Raw genomic sequence first — 19834 nt, forward strand, 5'->3', positions numbered from 1 at the left:
CGCGCGGCCTGCCCTCTATGATGGCGGCCGAGGGAAAACCATGAAGCCTGCATCGACCCGAGCCGCGCGGCCTCTCAAGCCGGCGGACTACCTGAAGAAGATCCTGACCGCCCGCGTCTATGACGTGGCGGTCGAGTCGGCGCTGGAGCCGGCCAAAAACTTGAGCCGGCGACTGCACAACCGGATTCTCCTGAAGCGCGAGGACCAGCAACCGGTTTTCAGCTTCAAGCTGCGCGGCGCCTACAACAAGATGGCGCACCTGCCGCCCGAGCAGCTGAAAAAGGGCGTGATCTGCGCTTCGGCCGGCAACCACGCCCAAGGCGTGGCGCTGGGCGCCCACAAGCTGGGCTGCAGGGCGGTGATCGTCATGCCAACCACCACGCCGCACCTCAAGGTCGACGCGGTGCGCGCGCTCGGAGGCGAAGTGGTGCTGTTCGGCGACAGCTACTCTGACGCCTACGCCCATTCGCTGGAGCTGGAAAAGAAAGAGGGACTGACCTTCGTCCACCCCTTCGACGACCCTGACGTGATCGCCGGCCAGGGTACCGTGGCCATGGAGATGCTGCGCCAGGTGCAGACCCTGGGCGGGCAGTCCGGCGCGCGGCTCGACGCCGTGTTTGTCGCGATTGGCGGCGGCGGGTTGGTGTCAGGCGTGGCCAACTACATCAAGGCGGTGGATCCCCGCATCCGCGTCATCGGCGTGCAGATGAACGATTCGGACGCCATGATCCGCTCGGTGGCGGCCAGGAAACGCGTGACGCTCGCCGATGTGGGTCTGTTCTCCGACGGTACGGCCGTCAAGCTGGTGGGCGAAGAGACCTTCCGCGTGGCCCGCGGGCTGGTGGACGAATTCATGACCGTGGACACCGACGCTGTATGCGCGGCCATCAAGGACATCTTCGTCGACACGCGCAGCATCGTCGAGCCGGCCGGTGCGCTGGCGGTGGCGGCGATCAAGCAGTACGTGGCCACGCACAAGACCAAAGGCGAAACCTACGCCGCCATCCTGTGCGGCGCCAACATGAACTTCGACCGTTTGCGCTTCGTCGCCGAGCGCGCCGAGGTCGGCGAAGAGCGCGAGGCCTTGCTTGCCGTGACGATTCCCGAGGAGCGCGGCAGCTTCCGGCGCTTCTGCGAATTGATCGGCACCCTGCCCGGCGGCCCCCGCAACGTCACCGAGTTCAACTACCGGATCAGCGATGCGGCCAAGGCCCACGTGTTCGTGGGTCTGACCACGCAGGGCAAAGGCGAAAGCACGAAGATCGCCGCGAATTTCACGCGCCATGGCTTCGAGGCCCTGGACCTGACCCACGACGATCTCGCGCAGGAACATATCCGGCACATGGTGGGCGGCCACTCTTCGCTGGCGAAAGACGAACGCCTGCTGCGTTTCGTGTTTCCCGAGCGCCCGGGCGCCCTTCTGAAGTTCTTGAGCCTGATGCCTCCCGGATGGAACATCAGCCTGTTCCACTACCGCAACCAGGGTGCCGACTACGGCCGCATCCTGGTCGGGCTACAGGTTCCGCGCAGTGACGACAGGATCTTTGCGCGCTTCCTGGAGACACTGGGTTACCCCTGTGTGGAAGAGACGCAAAATCCGGTGTACCGCATGTTCCTGCAGAGCTGACGGCTGGTTACACATCCCGGGTCCATCACCCGACCCATCCACTAGAATATTTCGCATGTCATTTTTCGGCTGGTTCAAGAGCACACCACAGCCCGCGCGGGGGCAGGCGGCATTCCCCCGTGAAGCCGCCACTGGCGTGCGCGCACCGGCGGAAACCAAAGACGCGGCGGTCCGAGCCAAAGAGGCCGCTACCAACACCGCCGAACGACGGAAAAATGAGCGATCGCGCTTGCGCGAGTTGCTGTACAAGGTGGTGCGGGAATCGATGGTTCGCGTAGGCGTGCTGTCGAGCAGCTTCAAGTTCAAGGTGCTGGCGACCGATCCGCGCGGACGCAAATTCATCGTGATGATGGATCTGTCGCGGGATTTCGGCAGCGAAATCTCGCAACTGGCCGAGATCGAGAACCTGATCTGCCAGGCAGCCAAGGCCCGCTACAACATCGTGGTGTCGGCGGTTTACTGGCGCGCCGAGGACGTGACCGCCGCAAGCCAGCCCGGCGATGCGTTCGCCGGACCGAAATACCGGGCCACCCTGCCTGCCGCGTCAGCGGCAGTGACCGAAAGCGCGTCCCCGACGCCCCCGCCCGCCAATCGTCCTGCGTTCGAGCCGGTCCTGGCTGCCGAGATCAATGCGCTCAAGCAGGCGCTGGCGGCCGGCGCATTGCCCGCGGCCGCTGGTGCGCAGGCTCCGGTGGGCGATCCTCATGCCCCCAAGCTCACCGGTTTCGAGAACACGGAGATCATTGAATCCCGCTTGCCGGACACCGAGATCGCCGAAACCGAAATGCTCGACGACGACCCGCCCTATCCGGCGCTGAGCCCCACCCAATACGGCGAACTGCGCTGAACGCGGCTCGGCGCGAGCGAATCGTCACTTGCGGGACGCTGGCATTTCCAGAACCATCGTTTCACCCGCGCCCGTCGCCTGGGCCAGCCGGGCTTTGCGGGGCTCGACGGCCTCCAGAACAAGCCCTTCATCGACCCTGCTGCCCACCCGGAAGGCGCGACCCGGCTTGCCGTCGACCGCAATCAGCGCCGCGCCGCGACTGGACGGGCTAGCCATCACACCGAGCAGGACAAACCGGCTGGCTGCAACCGGCGCCGCGGTTGCAGTGGGTGCAGCAGCGCCGAGCAGACGCGCCACAGCCGCCGGATCAGCCGCAGCCGCTGGCGCCGCGACGGAGGGCGTTGTCCCCACCGAAGTGCTGGATGCACCGCCCCACAAGCGCAACCCCCACCACGCCAGGCTGGCAGCCGCCAGGGCCCACAGAACCAGCGTCACGAGACGGGTGGCCCACCTGCTTTGCGAATTGATCACCATGGAATGATTATGATTGAAGCGAACTGCAGCCAACAAGATCACGCCATGAACCTCAGCAACCGAACCCTTTCACGCTCGCCGGGCCTACGGCTGATCGCCCGTGGCTTCACGCTCATCGAACTCATGGTGGTGCTGGTGATCATCGGCGTGCTGGCCGCGCTGATCGTCCCCAACGTGCTCGACCGGGCGGACGATGCGCGCTCGACCGCTGCGCGAACCGATGTGGCCAACCTGATGCAAGCACTGAAGCTCTACAAGCTCGACAATCAGCGCTTCCCGACGGCCGAGCAGGGTCTGCAGGCGCTGGTCACCAAGCCGACGGCCAATCCGGTGCCACCCAACTGGAAGCCCTATCTCGAAAAACTCCCTAACGATCCCTGGGGCCGCGCCTACCAGTATCTCAACCCGGGCGTCAAGGCCGAGATCGATGTGATGTCTTTCGGAGCCGACGGTCAACCCGGGGGCGAAGGCAAGGATGCGGATATTGGCAGCTGGCAGTAGGCCAGTCCCCACGCTGGCGACATCGTGTGCAGCAGTGTCCGTCGCAGAGGCTCCTCGAGCGTGCCAAAGGCGAAGCGCAGGATTCACCCTGCTGGAGTTGCTGGTGGTGGTGGCCATCATTGCCATCGGAACGGCCGGCGTCAGCCTTGCGCTGCGCGACGCCAGCGCAAGTTCGCTTGAGCGTGAGGCACAACGCCTGGCGGCACTGCTGGAGTCCGGACGCGCGCAGTCGCGGGCGTCGGGCCGGGTTGTGGTCTGGCGGGCCAAAGAGCAGGGCTTCGAATTTTCCGGATTGGACGGCGACGCGTTGCCCACGAACTGGCTGGGGACGGACACCGCCGTCCAAGGTACGGCCACTCTGCAACTCGGCCCGGAACCGCTGATCGAACCGCAAGGTGTGCTGCTTGTCAGTACAAGCCAGCCCGAACGCCGGCTGCGCGTCGCCACGGACGGGCTGCGCCCCTTCTCCGTGCAGCCGGGTAGCAGGCCATGACAGGCGCCCGTCCAGCGGGTGGTTTCACCCTGATCGAAGTCCTGGTTGCGCTGGGTATCGTGGCCATCGCGCTCACGGCCGGTCTGCGGGCCACCACCGCACTGACGAACAACGCCATGCGGCAGTCCGACATCCTGCTGGCCCACCTGTGCGCCGAGAATGAACTGGTCAAGGCACGCTTGTCGCAACAGATGCCTGGCGTCGGCGACAGCGAACTGGGTTGCGAACAAGGCAACCGCCGCTTCGACGTGACCGTGACCGTTCGCCCGACACAGAACCCCTCTTTTCGCCGGATGGACGCGAAGGTGAGTGACGGCGGCACACCCCTCCTGACGCTATCCACCGTCATCGGTCGCTACTGACCCGCCTCCCGATGCCAGCGCCGCGCACCACGACAGCATTTCGCCGATCACACCGGGGTTTCACCCTGGTCGAACTGCTGGTAGCCATCGCCGTGATGGCGCTTATGGCCATTCTGAGCTGGCGCGGTCTGGACGGCATGAGTCGTGCCCAGACTCAGACGCTGGCTCGGTCCGATGAGGTTCTGGTGTTGCAAGCCGGCCTGGCGCAGTGGAAATCCGATCTCGATGCGATGACGGCAAGCGCGCAGGTCATTGGCTTGGACTGGGACGGCCGGGTGCTGCGGATCACCCGCCGCGGCAGCGCAGGCCCAAGCGACGGCATGCGCGTCGCCGCCTGGACCCGTCGCAACGACGCAGGGGGAAACTGGCTGCGCTGGCAGTCGCCACCCTTGAACAGCCTGGACGACTGGCAGACCTATTGGGCACAAGCGCAAAACTGGGCACAGAACGCCGGCGACGAGGACAAGAAGCGGGAAGTTTCCATCGTTCCACTGCAAGACTGGCAAATCTTCTACTTCCGAGGTGGAGCCTGGAGCAATCCGCTGTCCAGCGACGGGCCCGCCAAGGAAACCCAGTCGGCGCTTCCCGACGGGGTTCGCGCGGTGTTGACACTCCCGCCGGGGCAGGCCATCACCGGTCGCTTGACGCTGGACTGGGCACGTCCCACGGTGGGAGGCGGCAAATCATGAGAAACCATCGCGGCGCTGCCCTGCTGGCGGCCATGCTGACAGTGACGCTGGTGGCCACGCTGGCCGCAACCGCGCTGTGGCAGCAGTGGCGCAGCGTCGAGGTCGAGGCAGCGGAACGCGCGCGGGTGCAATCGACCTGGTTGTTGACCGGAGCGCTCGACTGGGCTCGGCTGATCCTGCGCCAGGACGCCAGCGCTGGCGGCGCCGACCATCTGGCCGAGCCGTGGGCCGTTCCACTGCAGGAGGCTCGCCTGTCCACCTTTCTGTCGATGGACAGCAGTTCGGCGGACGCCGATCGTGATGCCTTCCTGTCCGGACAGATCACGGATCTGCAGGGACGGATGAACCTGACCAACCTTGTTGAGGACGGCAAATTGTCCGTCCCCGCGTCGCAAGCCCTCGCCCGCCTTTTCGATCAGCTGGGTCTGCCCGCCTCGGAACTGAACCCGCTGACCCAGCAACTGGTGGCCGCACGCAAGGTCTTGAAGCCAGGCGAGCAAGCCGCCCCCCAGACACCACTGCTGCCCCAGACCGTCGAACAGCTGGCCTGGCTGGGCCTGAGCCCGCAGACGGTCGCGGCATTGCGGCCCTACGTGACGCTCCTGCCCGAGCGCACACCCCTGAACATCAACACCGCCAGCGCTGAAGTGATCCAGGCCTCTGTGCCTGGACTGGAAATGGCCGATGCCACCCGTCTCGTCAACGCGCGTGAACGGGCACACTTCAGCACGCTGGCCGATGCCGCGCGCCTGGTTCCCGCTCTGGGCGACGCCGGGGTCGCCGGCCAGCTGGCGGTGAATTCGCGTTTTTTCGAAATACGCGGGCGGGTGCGGCTGGATCAGGCGGTGGTGGAAGAGGTGTCCGTCGTGCAGCGCGACGGCATCAATGTGCGAACGCTTTCACGCGAGCGGGGGCCGTCGCCCGCCCCCACCCCGGCAGGGTAAGTCCACCGGGCCTGTGACGGAAGCGCCAACTCAGCGGGCACCTCTCTACAATGCACGCCTAATCGCCCATGAGCACGCTGATCATCGCCCTCCCCCTGTCCAGCGGGGACACCACCACCCGCTACGAGCATGTGCTCACGCCCGAGGGTCAGTCGATTGCCGTGCACGCCACGAGCACGGCCAACCTGTTGCCAGACGCCAGCCGCGGCGCCGACGAGACGGTCGCCGTGGTTCCGGCCGAAGCCCTTTCCTGGCACCGTGTCGAGCTGCCCAAGGGCGTCGGCGCCGGTTCACCGCGGCTGCGCCCGGTCTTGCAGAGTCTGCTGGAGGATCGCCTGCTCGACGATCCCCAGGATCTGCACCTGGCCTGCGAACCTTCTCCAGCCGCCGACCGACCGATATGGATCGCCGCCTGCGACAAAGCCTGGCTGAGCCAGCACCTGCAGCGGTTGGAGGCCGCCCGCCGGCCGGTCACACGCATCGTCCCGGAGTTCGCCCCACACAGCGGCGCATTACGGCTACAGATCCTCGGCGAGGCCGACCGGGCGCAGATGCTGCTTTCGGGAAGCGATGTGGCGGGTGGCGTCGTGCGCCTGCCTCTGAATACCAGCACGCTGGCGGCCATCGCGGGCCCTGACGGCCTGCCTGAACGATCGGAACTTCTCGCCGAGCCCGCCGTCGCTGCGCTGGCCGAGGAGCGCCTTCAGCGTCCGGTGGAGATTCAGCAACGCACGCAGCGTCTGCTGATCGCCACCCAGACGCCCTGGGATCTGGCGCAGTTCGACTTGGCCAACACCAGCCGCACGCGCACTCTCAAGCGATTGCTTGGCGCTGGACAGGCCCTGTTGCGCGCACCGCAGTGGCGCGCGGCCCGCTGGGGCGCCCTCCTGTTGCTGGTGGCCAACCTGATCGGGCTCAATGCCTGGGCCTGGAAGGAACAGGCCAGCTGGAAAAGCCGGCGCAGCGCGATCGACAGCACGCTGACCCGAACCTTCCCGGCCGTCAAAGTCGTGGTGGACGCGCCGGTGCAGATGGCCCGGGAGGTGGCCACATTGCGCCAGGCCACGGGAGCGCCTTCAGGAAGCGACCTGGAGGTGATCCTGTCTGCCGCCGGTGCCGTGTTGCCGCAGGGAAAGGCGCCCTCGGGCATCGAATATTCCGGTGGAGAGGTCCGGCTGAAGGGGCTCAACCTCGGCCCCGACGAACTGGCTGCCATCACAGCAAAACTCCGCCCCATGGGCTACGGCGGCCGGATGGACGGTGACAGCCTGCAGATCCGCATGGAGGGCAACCGATGACGCCATCCGGACTCTCTGCCCAGCTACGAGGGCGCTGGAACACCCTGAACCCCCGCGAACGTTCCCTGATTGCGGGTGCGGTGCTCGTGCTGACCCTGGCCGCTATCTGGTGGATCGGTCTGGCACCGGCGTTGAAGACCCTGGCGCAGGCGGAGGCACGACAACGCAGCCTGGACGCCCAGTTCCAGCAGATGCAGGTGCTGGCCGCGGAGGCCCAGGCGCTGCAGTCACGGCCCAAGGCGCGCTTTGATGACTCCTTGCGTGCACTGGAGGCGTCGGTCAAGCAGGGCTTGGGTGGGGGCGCCCAGCTTGTGGTCTCGGGCGAACGCGCAACCATCACGCTGAAAAATGTGCCCGCCGGTGCGCTCAGTGGCTGGCTGGCGCAGGCGCGCGTCAACGCCAGGGCCGTGCCCACCGAGGCCCGCCTCGTGCGAAGCGCCGCGACCACGCCGACCACCGGCACGCTGTGGGACGGCACCTTGGTGGTGATCCTCCCGCCGCGCTGACGCCCACCTTCCCCCGAGCCCGTCGCGATCCCTTCCATGGCACGCCGCCCTTTCCAAGCCGCCTCGTCGCGGACCCAAGGCTCGCCCTGGGCTTGGGCCGGCGCAGGTGCCTTGGCCGGATTGGTCATGACCCTAGTGCTGCAGGCACCGGCGGCATGGCTTGCCGCAGCCATTGGCGAGGCCAGTTCCGGCAAGGTCACCCTTTTGGAAGCCCGGGGTACGGTATGGACGGGCTCGGCCCGCCTTCAGTTCTCCGGCGGGGCCGGCAGCAGCGACCGGTCCATCCTGCCGGATCGCATCAACTGGTCGATTCGCCCAGCGATTAGCGGCATGGGCATCCGCGTCGGGGCCGATTGCTGCACCCCGCAACCACTGGACCTGAAGGTCGTTCCGGGCTGGGGCCGGGTTGCACTGGCGGTGCAAGACCCTGCCGCTGCGGCGCCGCAGCGATCGGTCTGGCCGGCGGCCATGCTGGCGGGCCTGGGCACCCCCTGGAACACCTTGCAGATCGAGGGACAGCTGAGCCTGCTGATGCAGGGGCTTTCAGTAGAATGGAACGCGGGACGTGTATCGGTGGCGGGGCGCGCCGAATTGCTGGCCACCGACGTGTCGTCGCGCCTGTCCACGATCAAGCCCATGGGCAGCTATCGCATCACCCTTGTCGGAGGCAACACGGCCACACTCGAAGTCAGCACGATCGAAGGCAGCCTGCAGCTGGCGGGCTCCGGCCGCTGGGTTGGCTCGCGCCTGCGCTTCGAAGGCATGGCCAGTGCGACCCCGGAACATGAAGCCGCCCTGGCCAATCTTCTGAACATCATCGGGCGGCGCAGCGGCCCGCGTTCCCTCATCAACGTGGGCTGACTGGCAGGCCCTTCCCACACACGATATGCACCGACCTCAAACTGGCCGCTCCATGACCCACACGATCTCGCCCGCCATGCACCCGGCCCACCTTGGTATGGCTATAACAAACATAGCGCTGTGCGTCCTTCTGGCGCTGGGAAGCACGCAAATCCAGGCACAAAACAGTGCCGTGAAGCCGGGTGAACCGGTCACGCTCAACTTCACCGGCGCCGAGATCGAAGCAGTGGCGCGCACCCTGGCCACGCTGTCGGGGCGCAATGTCGTGGTGGACCCACGTGTCAAAGGGACGATGACCCTGGTGACCGAGCGTCCGGTCACCCCCGCAGCCGCATGGAGCCAGTTCCTGGCCACCTTGCGGCTGCAGGGATTTACCGTGGTCGAGTCGGCCGGTCTGTACAAAGTGGTTCCCGAAGCCGATGCCAAGCTGCAATCCGATTCGGTGTCCACCAGCACGCCCGGCGTGGCGGGTGGGCAGATCGTCACACAGATCTTCCGGCTGAACTACGAAACGGCCAACAACCTGGTGCCCGTGCTGCGCCCCTTGATCAGCCCGAACAACACCATCAATGTGAACCCCGGCAACAACTCGCTGGTGATCACGGACTACGCAGACAACCTGCAGCGCATCGCGCGCATCATCGCCGTGATGGACGTGGCCAACGCCACGGACGTGGAAATCATCCGGCTCAAGCATGCCATCGCCACCGACCTGGCGCCGCTGGTGCTGCGACTGATCGAATCGGGCAGCACCGCGCCGGCCGCTGGCCAGGGACAGGCCGACACCTCTTTCAAGACCACGCTGGTGGCGGAGCCACGCAGCAATGCGCTGATCCTGCGCGCGGCCAACCCGGCACGCATGGCCCTGGTGAAATCGCTGATCGAGCGCCTCGACCAGCCCGACGGCGGCGCCGGTGGCCCGGCCTCGGCCAGCGGCAACATTCACGTCGTCTACCTGAAGAACGCCGACGCGGTCAAGCTCGCGGCGACCTTGCGCGCGGCTCTCAGCGGCGAGGCCCGTTCCGCGCCAATGTCCGCTGCTGCACCGACCGGCGCCGGTGCAGCGCCTGGCGCCACCAGCTCCAGTACGAGCGCCAGCCAGTCTTCCACCGGTGGGCAGATCCAGGCCGACGCGGCGACCAATTCGCTCATCATTACGGCACCCGAGCCCCAGTACCGACAGCTGCGCGCGGTGATCGACAAGCTTGACGCCCGGCGGGCGCAGGTGTTCATCGAGAGCCTGATCGCCGAGGTCAGCGCGGATAAAACGGCGGAGTTGAGCGTGCAGTGGCAGGGTCCGATCGGCTCAGCCAGCAGTTCGGTCATCGGTTTTCTCGGCACCAACTTCTTCTCCAGCGCAAGCGGCAAGAACATCATCAATGCGGCCCAGTCCATTGCCTCGGGCACCGGCGCCAACCCCAACCAGGGCATGAATATCGCGGCCGCCCGGAAGTTTGGCGGGGTCTACGTGCTCGGCTTCCTGGCCAACTTCCTGCAGACCAACGGAGACGGGAACATCCTGTCCACCCCCAACCTGCTGACACTGGACAACGAGGAAGCCAAGATCATCATCGGCAAGAACGTGCCCTTCCTGACCGGCTCCTACTCCAACACCGGTGGCGCCGGCGGCGCGGTCAATCCGTTCCAGACCGTTGAGCGCAAGGACATCGGCCTGACCCTGCGGGTCAAGCCGCAGATCAGCGAGAACGGCACCATCAAGATGGTGATCTACCAGGAGGTGAGCAGCATCGCACCGGAATCGGTGTTGTCCAAGGAAGGCCTTATCACCAACAAACGCGCCATCGAAACCAGCGTGTTGGTGGAGGACGGCGGCATCGTCGTGCTCGGGGGCCTGCTGGAAGACACCTACTCGGGCAACGTCGACAAGATCCCGGGCCTGGGCGATGTGCCGGGGCTGGGCTCGCTGTTCAAGAGCGAGAACCGAACCCGCAAGAAAACCAACCTGATGGTCTTTCTGAGACCTGTGGTGCTGCGCGACGCGGTGGCCACCGACAGCCTGGCCATGGACCGCTACGAACTGATGCGCAGCGTCCAGCAGGGGGCCCAACCGGAGGAACGGGTGGCGGTGCCCGTCAACCAGGCCCCGGTTCTGCCACCGATGCGCGCCAATGCACCGGCCGCTCCCGCTGCCGCCAGCGGCTGGGGCACTGCAGCCCCGGCGGAACGCTGATCCCGCCCCACGATGCGCCATCCGCTGCCTTATGCCTTTGCCCGCGCCAGCCAGTTGCTGCTGGAGGACGACGGCCACGCCTTGACCCTTTGGCACCACGGCCAGCCGGACCTCAGTGCCCTCGGCGAGGTGATGCGCAAATATGCCCTGAGCGAGCCTGCGCTGACGCTTGAGCGTCTGGATGCCGCCGCGCTGGCCCAACGCATCAGCAGCGCCTATGCCAAGGGCGAGTCGAGCGCCGCCGCCGTGGTCAGCGAAGTGGAGAGCGACGCGGATCTCACGCGCATGATGCAGGAGTTGCCTGCCGTCGAAGACCTGCTGGAGAACAACGACGACGCGCCCATCATCCGCATGCTCAACGCGCTGCTGACTCAGGCCGCGCGCGACGGCGCCAGCGACATCCACATCGAGCCTTACGAGCGCACGTCCAGCGTGCGCTTCCGCGTCGACGGCACGCTACGCGAGGTGGTGCAGCCCAACCGCGCCCTGCACGCGGCGCTGATCTCGCGCCTGAAGATCATGGCCGACCTGGACATCGCCGAAAAACGCCTGCCGCAGGACGGCCGCATCTCGCTGCGCATCGGCACCCGGGCGGTGGATGTGCGGGTCTCGACGCTGCCGAGCGCCCACGGCGAGCGGGCGGTACTGCGCCTGCTGGACAAGTCCGAAAGCCAGCTGAGCCTGGAGTCCGTGGGCATGCAGGGCGAAGTGCTCAGGCGCTTCGAGCACCTGATCGCCCAGCCGCACGGCATCATTCTGGTGACAGGCCCGACCGGCTCCGGCAAGACCACCACCTTGTATGCGGGGCTGCAACGGCTGGACGCCGGCAGCAACAACATCATGACCGTGGAAGACCCGATCGAGTACGAATTGCCCGGTATCGGACAGACGCAGGTCAATGCCAAGATCGATCTGACCTTTGCCAAGGCCTTGCGCGCCATCCTGCGCCAGGACCCGGACGTGATCATGATCGGCGAAATCCGCGATTTCGAGACGGCACAGATCGCCATCCAGGCCTCGCTGACCGGTCACCTGGTGCTGGCCACGCTGCACACCAACGACGCGGCCAGCGCGGTGAACCGCCTGATCGACATGGGTGTGGAGCCCTTCCTGCTGAGCTCTTCCCTGCTCGGTGTGCTGGCGCAGCGGCTGGTGCGCAAACTCTGCGTCCATTGCAAGGGTGCTGGTTGCGCAGAATGCGCACACACCGGCTATGCGGGGCGCACCGGGGTGTTCGAGCTGTTGGTCACCGACGATGCCATCCGCGCGCAGATCCACAACCGCGCGTCCGAAGCCGAGATACGGTCCACCGCGCTGGCCGCCGGCATGACCCTGATGCGAAACGATGGCGAGCGGCTGGTCCAGACCGGCATCACCAGCCGCGAAGAGCTGGTTCGGGTGACGCGCGACTGAACACGTCGAACCTTCCATGCCGGCCTACACGTTTGAAGCGCTTGACGCCCAGGGACAGACCCGCAAGGGCGTCATGGAGGCCGAGACCGTCAAGGCGGCGCGCAGCCAGTTGCGTGCACAAACCCTGGTTCCCCTGAAAGTCGAGCCGGTGCTTGCCGGAGCCGCCGATGGTGCAGGCGCCAACGCCAAGGGTGGTTTTTTTGCACCACGGGTGTTCAATGCCACGAAACTGGCCATCTGGACCCGCCAGATTGCCGGACTGATTTCATCGGGCTTGCCACTGGAACGCGCGCTGACGGCGCTCACCGACGAGGCTGAAGACGAGAAACAGCGCAACCTGATTGCCGCCCTGCGCGCCGAGGTCAACGGTGGCTCCAGCTTTGCCCGGGCGCTGGGCCAGCACCCCCGCGAGTTCTCTGAGATCTACATCGCGGTGATCGGTGCGGGCGAACAAAGTGGCCATCTTGGTGGCGTGCTGGAACGCCTCGCCGACGATCTGGAAGAAAGCCAGGCACTGAAAGCCAAGCTCATCGGGGCCGCGTTGTACCCGGCCATCGTGACCGTCATTGCCATTGCCATCGTGATTTTCCTGGTGAGCTATGTGGTGCCCCAGGTCGCCAGCGTGTTCGCGGGCACCAAACGCGCCCTGCCCTTCCTGACCGTGGCCATGCTGGCCTTGAGCGCGGTGGTTCGCCAGTACGGTTGGGCGATCTTGCTTGGTCTTGTATTGATAGCGGCTGGTGGCCGAATGGCGCTGGGAAATGCCGGAATTCGGGAGAAGTTCGACGCCGCCTGGCTGAACCTGCCCCTGGTGGGCCGCCTGTCCCGCGGCTACAACGCGGCGCGCTTTGCCAGTACGCTGGCCATGCTGGCGGGCGCCGGAGTGCCGATCCTGAAGGCGCTGCAGGCCGCCGCCCAGACCCTGTCCAACCAGGCCATGCGCTCGGATGCGCTGGACGCCCTGGTGCTGGTGCGCGAAGGCGCGCCACTGGCTTCGGCACTGGCGCAGAAGAAGCGCTTTCCCGGCCTGCTGGCCATGTTCGCGCGTCTGGGCGAGCAGACCGGACAGCTGCCGCTGATGCTGCAACGCGCCGCGGCCCAGCTCTCCACCGAGGTGCAGCGTCGTGCAATGGCCCTGGCGACGCTGCTGGAGCCGCTGCTGATCGTGGCCATGGGCGGCATGGTAATGCTGATCGTGCTGGCCGTGTTGCTGCCGATCATTCAGCTCAACCAATGGGTGAAATGAGGCCCCCACGCTTGCCACTGCGTGTGCTGCGCTGCCCCCCGAGGGGGCTGGCCTTGCTTGGGGCGGCCCGGCGCGGCGGCCGGTTCAGGGGACTGATGTGGGCGTGACGCTGGAAGGCCAGCTCGTCGTCGCGATTTCGTCGCGGGCGCTGTTCGACTTCGAGGCGGAAAACGAGCTGTTCGAGCAGGGCGACGACCGGGCCTACATGAAGCTGCAGCTCGAACGTCTGGAGCAGCCGGCCAGTCCCGGCGTGGCGTTTTCGCTGGTGCGCAAGCTGCTGGCCTTCAACGACGCTGGCGCCCAGCGCGTCGAGGTGGTCATCCTGTCACGCAACGACCCGGTTTCGGGCATGCGGGTGTTCCGCTCGGCCCAGCACTACGGGCTGCCCATTCAGCGCGGCAGCTTCACACGCGGCGCGCCGCCCTGGCGCTACCTCAAGCCGCTCAACGCCAACCTGTTCCTGTCGGCCCACCTGAGCGACGTGCGCGCGGCGCTGGATGCGGGCGTACCGGCGGCGCAGGTCTACCCGCTGTCCGCGCGCGCCAGCGAGGCCCACCCGAATGAGGTGCGCATCGCCTTTGACGGCGACGCCGTGCTCTTCAGCGACGAGGCCGAGCGGGTGTTCCAGGCCGAAGGCCTGAGCGCCTTCCAGCAGCACGAAAAGGAAAAGGCCGCCCTGCCGCTGTCGGCCGGGCCCTTCAAGCCGCTGCTGGCCGCTCTGCAGCGGCTGCAACGCGATGGCACGCCCGCCATGCGTCTGCGCACGGCGCTGGTCACGGCCCGCAGCGCGCCGGCCCATGAGCGCGCCATCCGCACCCTGATGGACTGGAACATCGAGGTGGACGAGGCCATGTTCCTCGGTGGCCTGCCCAAAGGCGAGTTCCTGCGCGAGTTCGAGCCCGACTTCTTCTTCGACGACCAGACCGGCCACATCGAGTCTGCCGCGCGCCACGTGCCGGCTGGCCACGTGGCCAGCGGCGTGCGCAACGACTGAGCGTGGACGGCCGCTCGCGCGGCGAATCCCCCGCTACGATTCAGATTCCGACCTGGAGCCCCTCCCATGAGCCTCATCCACAAGTTCGCCACCTTCAGGGCCTTCGTCCGTCAGGCCGGCGCGCTGTCCATGCCGTATTTCCGATCCGAGGAGAAGTGGAAAGCCCGCGCCCTGCTCGCAGCCATCGTCGTGCTCAACCTGGCCGCCGTGTACATGCTGGTGCTGATCAACGACTGGAACCGCCTGTTCTACGACGCCTTGCAGAACAAGCAGCAGGACGTCTTCTGGACGCAGCTCGGGCGCTTCACCTGGATCGCCTTCGCCTACATCATCATCGCCGTCTACAAGTTCTACCTGACCCAATTGCTGGAACTGCGATGGCGAGCCTGGCTGACCGGCCACTACACCACGCGCTGGCTGGCCAACCATGCCTTCTACCGGATGGAGCTGGCCCGGTTCACCCAGCCCGAGGGGGCCACCGGCAAGGGCCACTCGCCCGACAACCCCGACCAGCGCATCCAGGAAGACCTGAACCTGTTCACCTCGTATTCGGTGTCGCTGAGCATGGGCCTTTTGAACGCACTGGTGACGCTGGCCAGTTTCGTCGGCATCCTGTGGGGGCTGAGCGGCGCGTTCGACTTCACCTTCAACGGCGCCAGTTACGAGATCCCGGGTTTCATGGTCTGGATGGCGGTGCTGTACTGCGTGGTCGGCAGCGTGCTCACCCACTACATCGGCCGCCCGCTGATTCCGCTGAACTTCCAGCAGCAGCGCGTGGAAGCGGACTTTCGCCACCACATGGTACGGGTGCGCGAGTACAGCGAGTCCATCGCCCTGGACAAGGGCGAAACGGTGGAGCGCAGCCAGCTCGACGGGCGCTTCGGCCAAGTGATCGGCAACTACCTGCGCCTGCTCACCGCACAGAAGCGCCTGACCTGGTTCACCAACGGCTTTGGCCAGGCCGCGGTGGTGTTCCCGTTCATCGTGGCAGCGCCGCGCTTCTTCAGCGGGGCGATCCAGCTCGGCGAGCTGATGCAGATCGCCTCGGCCTTCGGGCGCGTGCAGGACTCGCTGTCCTGGTTCGTCGACAACTACGACCGGCTGGCCAGCTGGCGGGCCACGACCGACCGCCTGACCAGCTTCGAGCAGGCCATTTCGGCACAAATTGCCCATGATCCCAGCGTGGAATGGTCACAAGACGCTACTGAATCAGGAGCACCCAGCATCGCCGACCTGACCGTGCGCCTGCCGGGCGGAGAGGTCATGCTGGCCGGCCAGACGCTGGCGGTGGCCCCCGGCGAGCAGATCCTGCTGCAAGGCCCCTCCGGCAGCGGCAAGTCCACCTTGTTTCGCAGCCTGGCCGGCATCTGGCCGTTCGCGCAGGGCCGCGTGCGCCTGCCGGCCAGCAGCATGTTCATCCCCCAGCGGCCGTATTTCCCCAACGGCCCGCTGCGCGACGCGCTGGCCTACCCCGAACCCGCCAGCCGCTACACCGACGAGGCCCTGCATCAGGCCCTGCACGAGGCCCTGCTGCCCGACCTGGTCAATCGCCTGGACGAGGCCGATGCCTGGAGCCAGAAGCTCAGCGGCGGCGAGCAGCAGCGCCTGGCCATCGCGCGGGTGCTGCTCAAGCAGCCGCAATGGGTGTTTGCGGACGAGGCGTCGAGCGCGCTGGACCCTCTGGCCGAAGCAACGCTGTATCAGCGCCTCATTGAACTGGTGAAGCGTACCGGCGGCGGCCTGGTCTCGATCGCCCACCGCCCATCCGTGGCGGGCTTTCACGGGCACAGCTGGACGCTGGTGCCGGAACCGGCCGGTTCGCCCGCGCGCTACCGCGTGCAGGTGGCCGCCACAGGCGACAAGCCCGCCTGAAAGCCGCTGCGCACGCCGAACCGGATCCCGACCGGACCCCGACGAAGATTAAGGCATCGAATTGGCACCATCCCGGCGTAGGAAGGTCTTTATTAGCTATATTTTCAATAGCTTTAAGCACTCCCGGAACGGCGCCAAGGACGTGTGACTGACGGAACTTTCGGCGCAAATGACCGGCCGCACAGGCGGGGCAAATCAAAAGATGCATTCAATATGCCTGTTATATGGGTAAACTGAAAGTCACTCTAGGCTCGACTACAAAGACCCGCTGCACCGTTCATGAAGAAGTCGTCGCGCTCCAGAATCATTCCGATCCAGCCGGTGGCGATGCAGACAGGAACAGCTACGCCCGCGGACGACGCGTTTTCGCTGCATCCGAAACAGGACAAGATCTATTCGCGCGCGGTTGGGGGCCTTTTTGCGCGCTTGCGCTGGGTCATGGTCTGGGTGACACAACTGGTCTTCTACGGCATCCCCTGGTTGCAGTGGAACGACCGGCAGGCCGTATTGTTCGACCTCGCGAATATCCGGTTCTTCATCTTCGGCCTGGTGCTGCATCCACAGGATCTTATTTTTCTGGCCCTCTTGCTGGTGCTGGCGGCCCTGGCCCTTTTCTTTTTTACGGCGGTGGCGGGCCGATTGTGGTGTGGCTACGCCTGTCCCCAAACGGTGTACACCGCGATCTTCCTGTGGCTGGAGCGCATCACCGAAGGCAACCGGCTGGCCCGCATGCGCCTGGACGCTGCGCGCTGGAGCACGGAGAAAGTCGCCCGCAAAGGCGCCAAGCAGTTATTGTGGATCAGCGCCAGCCTGTTCACCGGTTTCACGTTCGTTGGCTATTTCACCCCGATTCGAGACCTGGCCGCGGGACTGCTGGCGCTGTCGTTGTCCCCGTGGGAGGGGTTCTGGGTGCTGTTCTACGGCCTTGCGACCTATGGCAACGCCGGCTACCTGCGCGAGCAGATCTGCATGCAGATGTGCCCGTACGCACGCATTCAAAGTGCCTTGACCGACATGAACACGATGGTCATCGCCTATGACACACAGCGCGGCGAGACCAGGGGGTCGCGGGCGCGCAGCGTCGACCCGACGGCGCTGGGCCTCGGAGACTGCATTGACTGCACTCTGTGCGTGCAGGTGTGCCCGACGGGCATCGACATCCGTGACGGGTTGCAAAATGAGTGCATCGCCTGCGCGGCCTGCATCGACGCGTGCGACCAGGTCATGGTCAAGATGAACTACCCCAGGGGACTGATCCGCTATTCCTCAGCAACGGGTATGCAGGAAAGGCTCAGCGCGCGGCAGATGATCAGGCAGGTCTGGCGGCCCCGCGTGTGGATGTACGGCGCACTGATGCTGCTCGTGGCTTCGCTCCTGATTGTCGGTCTGTCCGCCCGCAAAGGCGTTGCCGTGGACGTCATCAAGGACCGCGGCGCACTGGCGCGCGAGCAGGGCAATGGCGACATCGAGAACATCTACCTTCTGAAAGTCATGAATGCCGCCGAACACGCCCGCACCTACCGCGTGAGCGTTCAGGGCCTGCCCGGAATGACGCTGGTGACCCCTGCGGCACTTGACGTACCCGCCACAGGAATCGGCTCGCTGACGGTTCGTTTGGCGTTGGGGGCCCAGGCTGCACAGGCGTACCGCGGCCAGGCCATACCGATCACGTTCAAAGTCCAGCGCGCGGACATCGATCGCGAAGTTGCGATCGAAGAAAAGTCCACCTTTGTGATACCGCGTTAAGCCGGGAGCGCCCATTGCGCAAGGATCGTGAAACGCCCCCGCTCGTCTTGTGGGGCACCATCCCTCAGTGCTGGTCTTTGCCTTTCAACAACCAAATCAAACGTTTCCCAGCATCAAACGGTAGTTGTCAGCTATCGATTTCATATCATCGCGGCACGCCTGCCATGCCCATACGGTGCTCGATCCATCGCCGGTAGCCCTGGGCCCGCAAATCGCACGCTGGGCAGCCGCCGCAGCCCCAGCCCCAGGCATGGCGGTGCACCCGGTCGCCCAGGTAACAGGTGTGGGTGTGCTCGATGATCAGGTTCACCAGCGCGTCGCCTCCTTGCGCAACATCGGAGCGTTCACCGATGTCGTGCGCCCTCTGCCAGGTCGCGGCCTTGTCGATCCACATCAGCGGGGTGTCGATAAAAAAGCGCCGGTCCATGCCCAACGACAAGGCCAGCTGCATGGCCTTCATGGTGTCGTCGCGACAGTCCGGGTAACCCGAGAAGTCGGTCTCGCACACGCCGGTAACGATGACCTGCAGGTCGCGCCGGTAGGCCAGTGCGGCCGCCAAGGTAAGAAACAGCAGGTTGCGCCCTGGTACGAAGGTATTGGGCAGGCCGCTGGCCTCCATCTTGAAGGCCGTGTCGCGGGTGAGCGAGGTCTCGCTGACTTGGCCGAGCACGGCCAGATCCAGCAGATGGTCGTCACCGAGGCGCCCGGCCCATGGCGGGAACTGGGTGCGAATCTCCGATAGCACCTTCAGGCGAGCCTGCAACTCGACGCTGTGGCGCTGCCGGTAGTCAAAGGCAATGGTTTCGACGCGCTGGTACTTCGACAGCGCCTGTGCCAGGCAGGTGGTGGAATCCTGGCCGCCGGAGAAGAGGACGAGGGCGGTGGTGTGCATCCGCCCATGGTAATCAAGAAAATGGAGGGCCCCGAACGCCGCTGCGGCAAACCGGCATCACCCGTTCGCCAGCACGCTCACATAGCTGTCGACGGCGGGCCGCTGCCGCGCGGGTTTGCGCTTGTGCGGGGTGCCTATGTTGATGAAGCACAAGGCATCTTCGCCCGGGGCGAGATCAAACAGCGTTCGCAAGGCCTGTGACTTCAAGGCTTTCCCGCTGGTCAGCGCCGCGCCAAAGCCGATCGCATGGGCCGTGAGCAGGATGTTCTGGATGGCGCAGCCTGCTGAAATCAGCCGCTCGCTGGCGTCGATGTCCGGGTCGCCGCTTTCCAGCTGACCGATGGCCAGCATCAGCAGCGGCGCGCGATAGGCCTTTTCCCGCGCCTGCTCCACCTGTTCGGGCGTCGCCTGGGAGTCCCGCTCGACCAGCGAAGCCGCGAAAGCCTCAGCCAGCAGGCTGCGTGCGTCCTCGGGCACGATCACGAAGCGCCAAGGGGTGAGCTGCCCGTGATCTGGGGCCGCAGCGGCCGAGCCGAGGATCAGCGCGAGCTGCGAGGCATCGGGCGCGGGATGGTCCAGCCGCTTGGGCAGCACGGTCTGGCGTGAATGAATGACCGCGGCGAGCAAATCGGCGGCATCACCGGGCGTGGCCCCCGCCATCCGGACTTCAGCCGGGCTTGCCATCGACACGCAGGCGTCCGAACCAGGAACCATAGCGCACTCCCCACACCGCCATCACCATCGCCCATACCAAAGCCGCCACCAGAATCAACCCGCCCGGCGCGCCCGGCACGGCGCCCGTTATGCGCAGCACCGTCGCCAGTTGCAGGGTCCAGAACAGCCCCCAGACGGTGTTGTCGGCCACCAAGGCACGACCA

General features: G+C 65.9%; 20 protein-coding genes. 16 read left to right on the plus strand and 4 right to left on the minus strand.

From position 1 onward, the window contains the following. Nucleotides 1–40 precede the first annotated feature (40 nt). Both ilvA and ACMUOY_RS15305 read left to right on the plus strand, forming a co-directional pair. Nucleotides 41–1627, plus strand: a complete 1587-nt coding sequence (gene ilvA, locus ACMUOY_RS15300) for a threonine ammonia-lyase, biosynthetic (RefSeq protein ID WP_413893600.1) — start codon at nt 41–43, stop codon at nt 1625–1627. Between the two features lie 55 nt (nt 1628–1682). Further along, nucleotides 1683–2474, plus strand: coding sequence for a hypothetical protein (locus tag ACMUOY_RS15305; protein ID WP_413893601.1), 792 nt, complete (start codon nt 1683–1685; stop codon nt 2472–2474). Between the two features lie 24 nt (nt 2475–2498). Here the strand turns inward: ACMUOY_RS15305 and ACMUOY_RS15310 are convergent, their stop codons facing one another. Further along, nucleotides 2499–2948: a type II secretion system protein N gene (locus ACMUOY_RS15310; protein WP_413893602.1), complete on the minus strand. Its 450-nt coding sequence runs from the start codon at nt 2946–2948 to the stop codon at nt 2499–2501. Between the two features lie 45 nt (nt 2949–2993). Between ACMUOY_RS15310 and gspG the strand changes: the two genes are divergently transcribed. From gspG to ccoG, 14 genes are all read left to right on the plus strand, one after another. Continuing rightward, nucleotides 2994–3449 carry a type II secretion system protein GspG gene (gene gspG, locus ACMUOY_RS15315; RefSeq protein ID WP_413893603.1) on the plus strand — a complete coding sequence of 152 codons (456 nt, stop codon included), beginning with the start codon at nt 2994–2996 and terminating at the stop codon, nt 3447–3449. Beyond that, on the plus strand, nt 3424–3942 hold the full coding sequence (locus tag ACMUOY_RS15320; protein ID WP_413893604.1) for a prepilin-type N-terminal cleavage/methylation domain-containing protein: 519 nt from the start codon (nt 3424–3426) through the stop codon (nt 3940–3942). Before gspG ends, ACMUOY_RS15320 begins: the two co-directional genes overlap by 26 nt. Next, the gene (gene gspI / locus ACMUOY_RS15325) at nt 3939–4304 is read left to right on the plus strand and encodes a type II secretion system minor pseudopilin GspI (RefSeq protein WP_413893605.1); all 366 of its coding nucleotides are present in this window, start codon (nt 3939–3941) and stop codon (nt 4302–4304) included. Before ACMUOY_RS15320 ends, gspI begins: the two co-directional genes overlap by 4 nt. Nucleotides 4305–4315: 11 nt before the next feature. After that, nucleotides 4316–4993 carry a type II secretion system protein J gene (locus ACMUOY_RS15330; RefSeq protein WP_413893606.1) on the plus strand — a complete coding sequence of 226 codons (678 nt, stop codon included), beginning with the start codon at nt 4316–4318 and terminating at the stop codon, nt 4991–4993. After that, nucleotides 4990–5937 (plus strand): type II secretion system minor pseudopilin GspK, encoded by a 948-nt coding sequence (gene gspK / locus ACMUOY_RS15335; protein ID WP_413893607.1) that lies wholly within the window; start codon nt 4990–4992, stop codon nt 5935–5937. The genes ACMUOY_RS15330 and gspK overlap by 4 nt, the downstream gene beginning before the upstream one ends. Before the next feature lie 68 nt (nt 5938–6005). After that, entirely contained in the window at nt 6006–7235 is a 1230-nt protein-coding gene (gene gspL, locus ACMUOY_RS15340) for a type II secretion system protein GspL (protein ID WP_413893608.1), read from the plus strand. Further along, nucleotides 7232–7741: a type II secretion system protein GspM gene (gene gspM, locus ACMUOY_RS15345; RefSeq protein WP_413893609.1), complete on the plus strand. Its 510-nt coding sequence runs from the start codon at nt 7232–7234 to the stop codon at nt 7739–7741. The genes gspL and gspM overlap by 4 nt, the downstream gene beginning before the upstream one ends. 126 nt (nt 7742–7867) lie before the next feature. Further along, entirely contained in the window at nt 7868–8602 is a 735-nt protein-coding gene (gene gspN / locus ACMUOY_RS15350; RefSeq protein ID WP_413893610.1) for a type II secretion system protein N, read from the plus strand. A gap of 52 nt (nt 8603–8654) precedes the next feature. Next, entirely contained in the window at nt 8655–10793 is a 2139-nt protein-coding gene (gene gspD, locus ACMUOY_RS15355) for a type II secretion system secretin GspD (protein WP_413893611.1), read from the plus strand. Nucleotides 10794–10805: 12 nt separating this feature from the next. Then, the gene (locus ACMUOY_RS15360; RefSeq protein ID WP_413893612.1) at nt 10806–12206 is read left to right on the plus strand and encodes a GspE/PulE family protein; all 1401 of its coding nucleotides are present in this window, start codon (nt 10806–10808) and stop codon (nt 12204–12206) included. Between the two features lie 16 nt (nt 12207–12222). Beyond that, nucleotides 12223–13452: a type II secretion system inner membrane protein GspF gene (gspF, locus tag ACMUOY_RS15365; RefSeq protein ID WP_413893613.1), complete on the plus strand. Its 1230-nt coding sequence runs from the start codon at nt 12223–12225 to the stop codon at nt 13450–13452. A gap of 97 nt (nt 13453–13549) precedes the next feature. Further along, nucleotides 13550–14446: a 5'-nucleotidase gene (locus ACMUOY_RS15370; RefSeq protein WP_413893614.1), complete on the plus strand. Its 897-nt coding sequence runs from the start codon at nt 13550–13552 to the stop codon at nt 14444–14446. 66 nt (nt 14447–14512) lie between these two features. Continuing rightward, nucleotides 14513–16318: an ABC transporter ATP-binding protein/permease gene (locus ACMUOY_RS15375; protein ID WP_413893615.1), complete on the plus strand. Its 1806-nt coding sequence runs from the start codon at nt 14513–14515 to the stop codon at nt 16316–16318. Between the two features lie 279 nt (nt 16319–16597). Further along, complete coding sequence (gene ccoG, locus ACMUOY_RS15380; RefSeq protein WP_413893616.1) at nt 16598–18064, plus strand: cytochrome c oxidase accessory protein CcoG; 1467 nt, start codon at nt 16598–16600, stop codon at nt 18062–18064. 145 nt (nt 18065–18209) lie between these two features. Here ccoG and queC read toward each other — a convergent pair whose 3' ends face one another. The 3 genes from queC to ACMUOY_RS15395 form a co-directional block, all read right to left on the minus strand. After that, nucleotides 18210–18956 carry a 7-cyano-7-deazaguanine synthase QueC gene (gene queC, locus ACMUOY_RS15385; RefSeq protein WP_413893617.1) on the minus strand — a complete coding sequence of 249 codons (747 nt, stop codon included), beginning with the start codon at nt 18954–18956 and terminating at the stop codon, nt 18210–18212. A gap of 57 nt (nt 18957–19013) precedes the next feature. After that, entirely contained in the window at nt 19014–19670 is a 657-nt protein-coding gene (locus ACMUOY_RS15390) for a nitroreductase (RefSeq protein WP_413893618.1), read from the minus strand. Beyond that, a partial coding sequence (locus ACMUOY_RS15395) for an NnrS family protein (RefSeq protein ID WP_413893619.1) occupies nt 19624–19834 on the minus strand: 211 nt, incomplete at its 5' end. The genes ACMUOY_RS15395 and ACMUOY_RS15390, both read right to left, overlap by 47 nt.

It is taken from the genome of Candidatus Skiveiella danica (assembly GCF_022705245.1).
Lineage (GTDB): Bacteria > Pseudomonadota > Gammaproteobacteria > Burkholderiales > Burkholderiaceae_C > Skiveiella > Skiveiella danica.